Genomic DNA, 13563 nt, shown 5'->3' with positions numbered 1-13563 from the left:
AAACACAGCGATCGCTTATGTTAATTTTACTGGTGGAGGACGACCCCGCCCAATTAGAACCATTACGAGCTGCACTGTCAAAAGCAGGACATACTATTGATGCCATCGGAGATGGAGAAACTGCTCAGTGGCTTTTATCTCATAAAGATTATGATTTGCTAGTTTTAGACTGGATGCTTCCTCATGTTAGCGGAGTTCAACTTTGCCAGGGATATCGACAAGCAGGTAAAACCTCTCCGGTGCTGATGCTCACCGCCAAGGACACCACCTCAGATAAAGTAATAGGTTTAGATGCAGGTGCAGATGATTATTTGGTAAAACCAGTAGATGTTTTGGAACTGCTGGCACGTGTCAGAGCCTTGGCAAGACGTTCGCCACTTTGGCAAGGAGACACTCTCAGCTTAGAAGATTTATATCTGAACTTGAACAATCTCACAATTGAGCGAAATCAGGTAAGTGTTCAGCTATCAGGTCGCGAGTTTCAGCTGATGGAATACCTGATGCGCCATTCACGTCAGGTTTTATCTCATAATCAAATTGAACAAGCTCTTTGGGGGTGGGGAACAGAACCTGAAAGTAACGCTGTAACAACGCTGGTGCGCCGACTGCGACAACGCCTGCAAACAGTTGGAGCCAAAGATTGGCTAGAAAATGTATATGGTATGGGTTATCGCCTCAACGTTCCGGAAAAAGTTGAAGAGTTAAGTCAATAGTCCAGAGTCAATAGTCAAAAAAATTTTTGAACATAAACTAATGACTATGTTTGCGTTTGCTCGTAGCCGTCGTAATCTAGCTTGCTTATTTGCACTATCGATGGGGAGTATCCTCGTTGTCTTTGCTGCCATAGCCTATTATTTGGGAGTAGAAAACCAGCTTGAGGTTTTTGATGAAGAACTTTACTCCACAAGCAAAACAATTGCAGCAAATGCAGAGTATAGTCTTGATGCAGAGCGATCGCAGTTAAATAAAGATGATATTCCCGCTTTGGGTAGTCAACTAGTGTATATCCGCTGGTACAACTCCCAAAAAAAATTAGTCAAATCTGGTAGCAAAAACCCTCCTAAGCAATTAACTATTGGTTCTAGTTTTCAAACTATCCAAATAAACGATCGACAAATCGGTGCAACTACCACTAAAACATGGCTACGAGAGTTAACGATACCAGTTATCCGCAATGAGGTAACGATCGGTTATTTGCAAATAGCTGCTCCTCTGACCCCCTTGCGTGAAAGCTTGAACCGAGCTAGGTTATTTTTGACGCTGGGTGTGCCAGTAACTTTAGGTTTAATTGGGATTACTGGTTGGTTTTTGGGAGGACTTGCTATGCAACCAACTCGTCGTGCCTACGAGCAACTACAGCGCTTTACTGCCGATGCTTCCCATGAATTACGCGCTCCTGTTGCTGCGGTTTTGAGCAATGCACAAGTTGCATTAATGCCACCAGAAGATGCATTAGAGCAACGTTTTCGCCTAGAAAATATAGAAGAAATTGCGAAATCAATGAGGACTTTGATTGGCAATTTGCTATTTTTAGCTCGTCATGAAGGAGCTTTAGATAACGCAGCACTCAAGAGCATTGACCTTGTTGAACTGCTGCGATCGCTCTATGATGAATACCAACAACAAGCCACTGCCCAAAATCTTCACTTTACTCCTCACCTCCCCGAACAACCCTTGTACTTGCAAGCTGATGCCGATTTGCTTAAACAAGCTGTTGTTAACTTACTCGCCAATGCTTTTAAATACACCCCGCCAGGTGGCAAAGTTGGGCTACGACTCTTCCAGCGCGCCCATCGAGCTATTATTCAGGTAGAAGACAGCGGTATTGGTATTCCTAGCGAGAATTTACCTTATATTTTTGAACGATTTTATCGCGTGGACACCGTGCGATCGCGACAAACAGGAGGCTTTGGCTTAGGGCTGGCGATTTCTCAGCAAATTATTCAAGCACACCAAGGGGAAATTACCGCAAATAGTGTACTTGGCCAAGGTTCAATCCTGGAAATTCAACTGCCCCTCTCATCAGGAATTAGGCAAAAATCGAGAGTCAATAGCCGAGCTATCAAAGGTTTTAACTTATAGGTATTACAAAAAAAGCAGTGGTTCCTCTACCTTTTTTCAAACCATGAAGATTGACATTTTTTTGTCATTCTTACCAATCACACTAAAAATATCAGGAGTTAATAAGTAAGTAGAAAGGTAGAAATAAACATAACTATGTAACGACAAGTAAAGTTAACTCAAATTCTCTTTCCTTCTGCCTTCTGCCCTCTGCCCTCTGCCTTCTACTTTTGACATATCCCCAAAAGGATAAATGAATTTCTTGAAAAGAAAAACAAATTCTTGGTTAAATGGGGCGATGCTAGCTATTCTGGTTTTACCACCTACAGCTTGCACTTTGCCAACAAATCGTTTAAATAATGTTGTAGATTTTCTGCCAAAAGCTGATGCTAAGAACGATAACAATGCAACTTATGCAAATGTCCAAGCTTTGGTGAATATGGGTGCGCGAGTTGCTGGTACACCAGTGATGGAAAAAGCTAGTTCCTACCTAATTGATGAGTACCGTAAAGTTGGTTATCTCACCGAAGTTCAGACTTTTAATTATCAAAAGTTTGTAGACTTAGGTTCAAATCTTACTGTTAATGGTGCGATTATCGAGGGTAAGGCACTCAATGGCACAATTCCTGGCAAGCTGAATGCAGCACTAGTGGTAGTTCCCAATGTTGGACGAACTGACGACTTTGCTAAGTTGAATGTCAAAGGCGCGATCGCAATTGTTCGGCGTGGTGAAATTCGCTTCTCCCAAAAAGCTGAAAATGCTGCCGCTGCTGGAGCAATTGGCTTAGTAATTGTCAATAACGAACCAGGCGATTTAAACGGCGCTACGCTGGTAGACTCACCAAAAATCCCTGTCTTGGCGCTTTCAGGTGAGCGTGGCAATCCCTTGCTGAACCAGGCGCAAAATCCTTCAATCAATGTCAGCCTCAATATCAATGCCCAACGGCAGATTGTTACTGGACGTAATATTATCGCTCATCTTCCAGGTGTAACTCAACCAAAGATTATTCTTGGTGGACATTACGATTCAGTCCCAGGTTCTCCGGGAGCGAACGACAATGCTTCTGGAACAGCAGTTGTACTAGCGGTTGCCCGTAATTTACATAACACAAATCTTGCTCGGCAAGCTTGGTTCGTGGCTTTTGATGGTGAGGAAGACGGGTTGCATGGCTCACGAACTTTTGTGAATACTGCTGCACCAGAATTCCTCTCAGGATTGAAAGGTATGCTGAATTTTGACATGGTTGGCGTTAACAACCAGCTTCGTATTGGTGGCACGTCGTCTTTAACAGCATTCACCAAAACTATTGACCCAAACGCAAAAAACTTTGCTGCCAATGGTGGTAGCGACCATGCACCATTTGCTGACAAAAACGTGCCAGTCCTCTTTTTCTACCGGGGTCAAGAACCAAACTACCATACACCAAATGATAAAACGATAGACCCAAAACTGCTGAATGCAACCACACAAGTAGCGCTGGATATCGTCAAGAAGTTACTGAAATAGCACCTAATCAGTGCTGAACATTTTGGATGGGTGAGGAAAACGGAGTCTTGTCTGTTGCTGATTGTGTTGAAACTCATCATTAGACTTGGAAATCAAAATCAGATGTCTGCTAATTTTTCCTGGAAAAAGCCACTAACTAATTTGTCTCTAGTGTCTGTGGGAGCCATAACAGCCCTTTTTGGAGCGCATTTGGTACCATCGTCTATAGCCATGCCATCTCAACAACCGCTCGCGCAATTGCCCTCTACCCTATCAGTTAATACAAATACCAACACCAACTTTATTGCCACAGCGGTAGAAAAAACTGGTTCGGCAGTGGTTCGCATTGACTCCACGCGCACACTCTCAAGTCGATACACACAGTCTGGCAGGAGAGTAGCACGGGGGACAGGTTCGGGGTTTATCATCAGGTCAAATGGTTTTATTTTGACCAACGCTCACGTAGTTGATGGTGCGGATACGGTAAAAGTAACATTGAAAGATGGTCGGAGTTTCACAGGTCGGGTGTTGGGTGCGGATAGAGCGACTGATGTCGCAGTTGTACAAATTCAAGCTAACAATCTACCTGCTGTGAGCATTGGTAATTCCGACCAATTAAAACCTGGGGAATGGGCGATCGCAATTGGTAATCCTCTCGGTTTAGACAACACCGTAACAGTAGGTATCATTAGTGGAACAGGACGTTCTAGTCGGGCGCTAGGCACGCGCGATCGCAGTGTTGGTTTTATCCAGACAGATGCAGCTATTAACCCTGGTAATTCTGGCGGGCCGCTATTGAATCAAAGCGGTCAGGTTATCGGTATTAATACTGCTATTATTCAAGGTGCCCAGGGATTAGGATTCGCTATTCCCATCAATCAAGCACAGCAGATTGCTACTCAATTGATTGCCCAGGCAGGTTAACGCTTTTTTAAGCAAAAATAGTGCTTTGAAGGCTCCCCATCTATAATCGAAAATTATAGATGGGGATTGTTATGCCGATCGATAACAAGATTTCTCAACATCCCAAAATTAACTGGCATTCTCAGCGTGTTGATTCATGAGTAAGGTTACAGGGTTAGGATTCGCGATCGCCCGACAAATTATAACTAGCTAGACATAATTAATGATATTTCAAGGATGTAAAGCAACTGAAGTATTGTTGCCTACGTTAACTGTATATTTCTTGCGGACGAATGCAGTTTCTCTCAAAGGCAAGATGGAATACTTAAAAAAAGCGATCATTATTAGTTCAGATAGTGCAATTAATAATTATTTTTTACTCTGATCGAGGAACGGTAAACGCCACTTTACTTTTCAAAAAAATCACACAATCTAACATCCTTTTATAAAAAGAGGGTATTTATCCCTAAATTTTATGTAGCTAAGGCATTAAAATCAGCAAATTATTTAAATACTTGTAAAAAAAGTAAAATTTTTATTTGCTAAATTCCAAAAATCATACCAATTGAGAAAATAAGGAAGTTTTGCTCGACGCGGTAACAAATCAAAAAATTCTGTATAAAACCTTATGCTGGGTGTCTGAATCACGAATTAGTATCAGAAGCTGCTTTGTGTCCAGCTAGCGCTTGCAAGAACTATTTTTGAAAATTTTGTTGTTCACCAGGAGAGATAAAAATGACAGCTACAAACGGTAAACGTAAAATTCGTTACGCTGTTGTTGGTTTGGGTTGGTTTGCCCAAGAAGCTGCCTTACCTGCTTTTGCTCATTCCGAAAACTCTGAATTAGTTGCTCTAGTTTCGGGCGATCGGACGAAATGTGAAGAACTGAGCAAGGAGTATGGCATTCAACATACTTACTCCTACGAGGAATACGAAGACTGTCTGACAAGCAGCGAGGTTGATGCAGTTTATATTGCGTTACCCAATCACCTGCACTGCGATTACACCGTGCGCGCAGCCAATCAGGGAATTCATATTTTGTGTGAGAAACCAATGGCAGTGACAGAACAAGAGTGCGAGGCAATGATTAAAGCTGCCAATGACAACGGTGTGAAGTTGATGATTGCTTACCGTTTACATCTAGAAGAAGCAAATTTGCAAGCAGTTGAAATTGTGCGCTCAAATCAAATTGGTGAATCACGTCTTTTCAACTCGGTTTTCACTCAGCAAGTAGAAGAGGGCAATATTCGTTTAAGAGATATAACTGGTGGTGGCACGCTCTATGATATTGGCATTTATTGCATTAATGCCGCACGCTATCTGTTTCAAGATGAACCAATTGAAGTGTTTGCTGTGGCTGCCACTAAAGGAGAGCAGCGCTTTAGTGAAGTGGAAGAAATGACCAGTGTCATCTTACGCTTTCCCAATGAGCGACTGGCAACGTTTACCTGTAGCTTTGGAGCGGCAAGCGTTTCAACTTATCAGATTGTAGGTACTAAAGGCGACTTGCGAGTAGAACCGGCTTATGCATGGCAGGGAGAACTGAAGCACTACCTCACTATTAATGGTGAAACCCAAGAGCGTACCTTTGCTTCTCACGATCAGCTAGCGGCTGAATTCACCTACTTCTCAGACTGCATTCTGCAAAATAAAGACCCAGAGCCATCCGGGATAGAAGGATTAATTGATGTTCGGATCGTTCAGGCGCTTTACCACTCTATTGAGACAGGTAAACCCGCGCAGATACAAACTCTTGATCGCCATCAACGTCCCACATCGGCTCAAACCATTAAGCACCCCCCGATTGAAGAGAAGCCAGACCTAATTCATGCTACTGCACCTTCTGGCGAATCATAATACCATTTTGGATTTTAGATTGTGCCAATAAGGTAGCTTTACATATCCAGAAATCAAGGAGAGCGATCGCCAACTGCCCTTTTAGGTAGTTGGTTTTTCTGTCAGAAATCGCGCTCCTCCAGAATCTCAACAAACTATTGGCAAGGCGCTGATTATTGTTTGTTTTGGGTTTTCCACGATCTACTTTTAGGTAGTGCGTCAGGCAAATAATGTCAATTTATTGCCAGCTTACTCCATGAGCAGATACCGACGCATCATTTTCCCAATCTTAGCGCCTCTCCATGGACAGAAAAGGACAAGGGGATGAAAGAGTAGGGGAAGAAGAATATGATAATCGTCTTAGATGCAGAAATTACTTAATTTAATTTTTGTTTGGAGTTCCCCAATGCTTGTTATACAAGATAATGTGTAGGGAATTCTAAGCTGAGTGCAGGAATTCCCCAAAAAGTGATGAGTGCAAAAGTTAATAGAACTGTAAGGCTTGCTGGCTACCAAATTACAGAGCAAATATATTCAGGATCGCGCACAGTTGTGTATCGAGCAATCCGAGAATGCGATCGCCAACCAGTTGTCATCAAGCTCTTAAAACGAGAATACCCCAGTTTCAGCGAATTAGTGCAGTTTCGCAATCAATATGCGATCGCCAAAAACTTAAATATTCCCGGTATCATCCAACCCTACAGCTTAGAACCTTATGACAATGCCTATGCCCTAGTCATGGAAGACTTTGGTGGCATTTCCTTGCAGGAATTTACTCAAGGAAAAATACTCACATTAGAGCAATTCTTAGCCATTACTCTGCAACTCCTAGACACCTTACACCAGTTACATCAACAGCGCGTCATTCACAAAGACATCAAACCAGCCAACATCCTGATACACCCTGACACGAAACAAATCAAGCTAATTGATTTCAGTATTGCCTCGCTCCTACCACGAGAAACCCAGGAGATCCAAAGTCCCAACAGGCTGGAGGGAACGCTAGCATATCTGTCGCCAGAACAAACCGGACGGATGAACAGGGGTATTGACTACCGCAGCGACTTCTATTCATTAGGTGTGACTTTCTTTGAGCTACTAAGTGGACAACTGCCCTTTGAGTCCCATGAGCCGATGGAGTTGGTGCATTACCACATTGCCAAGCAACCACCCTTTGTCTATGATTTCAACCCCAATTTGCCCTTGATGTTGGGCGAGATTGTCCGCAAACTGATGGCGAAGAACGCCGAAGACCGCTATCAGAGTGCGCTGGGACTTAAACATGACCTAGCGATCTGCTTAGAACAGTGGCAACAAATAGGCAAGCACACCTGGTTTGAGTTGGGACAGCGAGATATTAGCGATCGCTTTCTCATCAGAGAAAAACTTTATGGACGGGAATCGGAAGTCCAGACCTTACTGGAGGCATTTGGCCATGTTGCCAATGGTGACTCTGAACTGATGCTGGTGGCAGGTTTCTCTGGCATTGGCAAAACCGCAGTCGTCAATGAAGTGCATAAGCCGATTGTGCGGTGGAAAGGGTACTTCATCAAAGGCAAGTTCGATCAGTTCAACCGCAATATTCCTCTGTCTGCTTTTGTACAAGCCTTTCGTGATTTGATCGGACAGTTGCTTAGTGAAAGTGATACCCAACTGGAGCAATGGCAGAGCAAGATTTTAGCGGCAGTTGGAGAAAACGGACAACTCCTGATTGAAGTGATTCCTGAACTGGAGCAGATTATCGGTAAACAGTCTGCAATCGCTGAACTATCGGGCAGTGCAGCACAGAACCGTTTCAATCTGCTGTTCCAAAAGTTCATTCAAGTCTTCACGACACCAGAGCATCCGTTAGTGATGTTTCTCGATGACTTGCAGTGGGCAGATTCGGCATCGCTCAATTTGCTGAAGCTGTTGATGGCCCAGAGCAATTGGGGTTATCTATTCATTATTGGTGCATACCGTGATAACGAGGTGTTTGCAGCTCATCCACTCATGTTGACACTAGATGAAATTGAAAAAGCATCCTCCTGCGTCAACACTTTGACTCTAGCTCCCTTGAGTCAAGCAGATGTGAACCATTTAATCGCCGACTCCCTCAGTTGTACAACGGAACAGGCATTACCCTTGACAGAGTTGGTTTATCAAAAAGCCAAAGGCAATCCCTTTTTCACGACTCAGTTTCTGAAAGCGCTGCATGAGGATGGGCTGATTATCTTTGATTGGGAGGCAGGTTTTTGGCAGTGTGATGTAGCGCAAGTGCGCTCGCTTGCTCTCACCGATGATGTGGTGGAATTTATGGCACAACAGCTTCAGAAATTGCCACCCAACACTCAAGATGTTTTGAAACTGGCAGCCTGTATTGGCAATCAGTTTGATTTGGCGACGTTGGCGATCGTCTATGAAAAGTCGCAGACAGAAACCGCTGCGGACTTGTGGAAAGCATTGCAAGAAGGATTTGTGATTCCAACTAATGATATCTACAAGTTTTATCAAACTGAAACATCAGCCGCTACAGTTCAAACATCAATACAGAAGGTTGACACCTGTGCTTACAAATTCTTGCACGATCGCGTCCAGCAAGCTGCTTATCTCCTCATTCCAGAGGGGCAAAAACAGGCAACTCATCTCAAAATTGGACAGTTACTTCAGCAAAATTATTCAGAAATAGAGCAAGAGGAAAAACTGTTTGATATTGTTGGGCATTTGAATCTAGGACAGGAGTTAATTACCCAACCAAGCGATCGCCAAGAATTAGCCGAATTAAACCTAGTGACAGGGCAAAAAGCCATAACTTCTACCGCTTATGCTGCTGCAATGGTCTATTTGCAAACAGCGATGGGTTTACTGACAACAGACTGTTGGCAAAATCAGTATGAATTGACTCTAAATATTTACGTCGCTACTGCCGAAGCTGAATATTTAAACCTTAACTTTGAGGGATCGTTAAATTTAGCTGAAATTGCGATGATAAAAGTAAATAATTTACTCGATAAAGTAAAAGTCTATGAATTAAAAATGCAGATTCATATTGCTCAGCTAGAAATGGTAACGGCAGTAGATATTGGGTTAGAAGTTTTAGAAAAACTCACAATTTATTTACTAACGGTAGAAGTGGACAAGGAGTTGATAATTGACTTACCAAATCTTGACGATTTAGATAACTTGCCTACCATGACAGATCCATATAAGCTGGCAGCAATGCAGATTTTAAAAATCCTCTGTGCTCCTGTTTTTATGGCAAAACCAGAGATTTTCCCGCAAATAATCATTACCATGATTAATTTGTGTCTTCAATATGGGAATTCGTCGATATCATCTTTTGCTTATGGATTTTACGGGTTATTGCTAGTAGGATTTAGTCAAATAGATAGAGGTTATCACGCGGGTTTAATTGCCTTGAAACTATTAGATAAATTTAACGCTAAAGAACTAAAAGCTAAAGTTTATAACTTGTTTAATTCCAATATTCGCACTTGGAAAGAACACGCCAAAAATAGTATTGAACCTTTGCGTGAAGGTGTACAAGCAGGGCTAGAAGTAGGTGATTTAGAATGGGGTGGATATTGTGCTGCAAATTTGTGTAGTTACTTATTTTTTACAGAGGATAACTTAGAGTCTGCCGTCCAGCAACAAAGAGTTTATGTTGATTTGTGTATTAACATTAAACAAGAAATTCCTATTCACTTTTCACAAGTATGGCGACAATTAGGTTTGAATTTACAGCGTCAAGCAGAAGACCCCCTATTATTGATCGGTGAAAGTTTTGATGAAGAGAAAATTTTGCCCCGCATCATTGCCGCTAAATCGGGAACAGTTTTATTTGTTTTTTATGTGGCTAAAACTATTCTACTTTACTTGTTGAACGATAGTAGCCAAGCCTTAAAAAATGTGGAACTAGCACAGGAACAAGCTGGAGCAGCTTTTGGTTTTATGCAAGTCGTAGTTATTAATTTTTACCATTCACTAACATTGCTAAATTGTTATAATAAAGTCACAGTTAATGAACAAGAAAAATACTTTAATCAAGTTAATATTAATCAAGAAAAAATGAAATTTTGGGCGGAGAATGCGCCAGAAGTAAATCAGCATAAATATGAATTAATTGAAGCGGAGAAAGTGCGAGTATTAGGGATTAATTGGCAAGCCGCAGAGTTATATGATAGCGCTATTTTGGGAGCGAAAAAACAGGGCTATGTTTGCGAAGAAGCACTTGCCAATGAACTAGCCGCTAAATTTTACCTAGATTGGGGTAAACAGCGCATTGCCCAGGAATACATGACCGAAGCCTACTACGGCTATGCTCGTTGGGGCGCTAAAGCCAAAGTCGCCGACTTGGAACAACGCTATCCTCAACTCCTCGCCCCCATTCTCCAGCAAACCCGTTCTCCTTTCTCAACTAACGAAACTATTTTCACATTGGGGAGTGTCACCTCCACCAGTTCCGCGACTTCCAGCAGTAGCAGCGTTTCTGTTGCTTTAGATTTGGCTACCATTCTCAAAGCTTCCCAAACCCTTTCTGGGGAAATCGAACTCGAAAAACTGCTTTCAGCTTTGCTGCATATCGTCATTGAAAATGCCGGAGCCGATAAGTGTGTGTTCATGCTTTTGGAGTCAGGTCGTTTGCTAATTCAGGCTTTAGCACAGCTTTCCCAGAACGCTGTACAGAACCAGACTGCTAAAGTCGATTTTTACCCGATGTTGCTGAACCCACAGTCTGTTGAAGACTCTGTTGATGTACCAGTTGGCTTAATTAATACCGTCAAACGCAGCTTACAAGCAGCAGTGATTATGGATCCCACGGTGCATCCCCAATTAATTAATGACCCCTACATTCAGCAACAGCAGCCTAAGAGTATCTTGTGCAGCCCGATTTTGCATCAGGGTAAGTTGCTGGGTATATTGTATCTGGAAAACAATTTGGCAACCGGAGCATTTACCAGCGATCGCGTCGAACTGCTCAACTTACTTTGTACTCAAGTCGCAATCTCTTTAGAAAATGCCCGACTGTATGCCAGAGAACAGGAAAAATCCCAGTCATTACAAGCATCACTGGCACAATTAAAACAGACCGAAGCATCTCTAGCCAAAGAACGAGAGTTTTTGAATGCCATCATTCACAATATTACAGATGGGATTGTTGTCTGTGATGCTAGTGGCAAGTTGACCTTATTCAATAACGCAACTCGTGAGTTTCATGGCTTACCAGTAGAATCATTACCACCAGAACAATGGGCAGAACACTTCGATCTTTATCAACCTGATGGTCAAACACCCCTATCAGCAACGGAAATCCCTCTGTTTCGCGCCTTGCAAGGGGAAATAGTTGAAAATGCCGAAATGGTAATTGCGCCGAAGCATGGTTCTAAGAGAATTTTATTAGTAAGCGGACAAGCGATCGTCGATTCTGCGGGCAACAAAATCGGTGCAGTAGTTGTGATGCGAGATATTAGCGATCGCAAACTTGCTGAACTTGCCTTACAACAAAAATCACTTGACTTAGAACAAGCGCTAACCGATCTGCAAAACGCCCAATTACAAATTGTTCAAAGTGAAAAAATGTCAGCACTGGGCAACTTAGTTGCTGGGGTAGCTCACGAAATGAATAATCCCCTGGGTTTTATTGCTGCCAGTCTCAAACAAGCTAAACCCACTGTTGCTGATATTGTTGAACATTTAAAACTCTATCAAGAAACCTTGCCCAATGCGAGTGATGAAATTCTTAACCATGCCGCAGAAATCGACTTGGATTATAGCTTAGAAGACTTGCCCAAGATGTTTGATTCTATGGCTATGGCGTGCGATCGCCTGAAAAATATCAGCACCAGTTTACGAACTTTCTCGCGTGCTGACAAAGATTATAAAGTACCGTTTAATATTCATCAAGGCATCGATAGCACGATTTTAATTTTGAAACATCGTCTCAAAGCTAACGAGCAACGTCCAGCAATTGAAGTGATAACTGAGTATACCACTTTACCTGAAGTTGAATGTTTCCCTGGACAATTAAATCAAGTATTTATGAATATCTTAGCAAATGCCATTGATGCCTTAGAGGAATCGAATATTGGACGAAGTTTTGACAAAATTAAAGCAAATCCTAACTGCATTACAATTACAACTACAGTAGAAAATAATCTAGTTAAAATTACAATTGCCGATAATGGTAAGGGGATAACTGAAGAGGTAAAACAAAAAGTATTTGACCATTTATTTACGACGAAAGCTGTTGGTAAAGGAACAGGATTAGGACTGGCGATCGCTAAGTCTATCATCGAAGAAAAACATAAAGGAACGCTCGCAGTTAATTCTACCCTCGGTAAGGGAACCGAATTTGTCATCACCTTACCGATTCTGGCTCAGACTCAAGATTAGGGCAACGCATCTAAACTGGACTTCCCCAAGCAAATATACCGACATAGCCTTAAAAGGCTATCGTCACAATGGTTTCAATTGTTGAGTAAAAATTGTCTAGCTATGTAGGTAATTGATGCCTACAAGCGATCGCCAATCATCCTGAATAGACAACGTTCTGCGCGATCGCCTGAAGAAAAAGGCTCCCCTTCACGTCAATTTATTTTTGGTAACGATTCCCTCTATGGTGACATCTTTTAGTATTTATACTTGATTGGCAAAGTTTATCAGTCTATTTTCCATTTTGGTTTTAGAGCTTAGTACATTGCTCCTGAAGAAGTTTTGTAGTTATTGCTTAACCCGAATTTGGGTTAGCATACTTTCCCACTTTTCGCGTGTTAGCTGCCATTGGGTTTGGTTCCATCCCCGTGTGTGCATCCAATCTGAACCAGGACATGAGCTAACCGCTACAAATCCATACCGATGTGCCAAGCGCGTTACCCTTGTGTTTGCACTAATGGTAACGCCTCTAACTTCTTGCAATCCTAACTCTCCAAATCCGAATTTGAGCATAGCACTAGCAACCTCAATGGCGTAGCGGTAACGTCCCCAATACTGTGGCGCTAACTCGATTCCCAGTTCTGCTATGTCAGCATCGTAGCCCTCAGTCCGTAGTCCGCAACAGCCCAGCAACTCCTTGGGATTCTCTAATCGAATAACGGCAAGCTGATAATTGCGGCGGGGTTGTTCATGTGCCCACTGAATGAATTGGCGCAGTAATTCTGTTGTATAGTCAGCTTCCACTTCTTCAGGAGAGCAAAATTCGGCATACCGTGGATCGCCATGATAGGTGAGAAAAGCTGGTTCATCTTTTTCGGTAAATTCTCGCAGCACAAACCTTTTAGTGATGATTTCCATATGGAGAT

7 protein-coding genes are annotated in these 13563 nt (G+C 42.4%); 6 read left to right on the top strand and 1 reads right to left on the bottom strand.

Annotation, left to right across the window (positions count from 1 at the left end):
* The first annotated feature begins 17 nt into the window (after positions 1-17).
* The 6 genes from RMY31_RS36645 to RMY31_RS36620 all read left to right on the top strand — a co-directional run bounded on the left by RMY31_RS36645 (position 18) and on the right by RMY31_RS36620 (position 12658).
* Positions 18-713: a response regulator transcription factor gene (locus tag RMY31_RS36645; protein WP_322661431.1), complete on the top strand. Its 696-nt coding sequence runs from the start codon at positions 18-20 to the stop codon at positions 711-713.
* Positions 714-759: 46 nt separating this feature from the next.
* Positions 760-2082 carry a sensor histidine kinase gene (locus RMY31_RS36640; RefSeq protein ID WP_322661465.1) on the top strand — a complete coding sequence of 441 codons (1323 nt, stop codon included), beginning with the start codon at positions 760-762 and terminating at the stop codon, positions 2080-2082.
* A gap of 232 nt (positions 2083-2314) precedes the next feature.
* Positions 2315-3568 carry a M28 family metallopeptidase gene (locus tag RMY31_RS36635; RefSeq protein WP_322661429.1) on the top strand — a complete coding sequence of 418 codons (1254 nt, stop codon included), beginning with the start codon at positions 2315-2317 and terminating at the stop codon, positions 3566-3568.
* A gap of 102 nt (positions 3569-3670) precedes the next feature.
* Entirely contained in the window at positions 3671-4471 is an 801-nt protein-coding gene (locus RMY31_RS36630; RefSeq protein WP_322661427.1) for a trypsin-like peptidase domain-containing protein, read from the top strand.
* A 714-nt stretch (positions 4472-5185) separates the two neighbouring features.
* Entirely contained in the window at positions 5186-6307 is a 1122-nt protein-coding gene (locus RMY31_RS36625; protein ID WP_322661425.1) for a Gfo/Idh/MocA family oxidoreductase, read from the top strand.
* Between the two features lie 450 nt (positions 6308-6757).
* Positions 6758-12658, top strand: a complete 5901-nt coding sequence (locus RMY31_RS36620) for an AAA family ATPase (RefSeq protein ID WP_322661423.1) — start codon at positions 6758-6760, stop codon at positions 12656-12658.
* Between the two features lie 327 nt (positions 12659-12985).
* On the opposite strand, the gene RMY31_RS36615 is transcribed toward RMY31_RS36620, so the two are convergent.
* Positions 12986-13555, bottom strand: coding sequence for a GNAT family N-acetyltransferase (locus tag RMY31_RS36615; RefSeq protein ID WP_322661421.1), 570 nt, complete (start codon positions 13553-13555; stop codon positions 12986-12988).
* Positions 13556-13563 lie beyond the last annotated feature (8 nt).

The sequence above is a fragment of the Dendronalium sp. ChiSLP03b genome (assembly GCF_034531165.2).
Classification (GTDB): domain Bacteria; phylum Cyanobacteriota; class Cyanobacteriia; order Cyanobacteriales; family Nostocaceae; genus Dendronalium; species Dendronalium minutum.
Note: the sequence above shows the minus strand (reverse complement) of the source record. Positions and strands in the feature narration are given on the sequence as shown.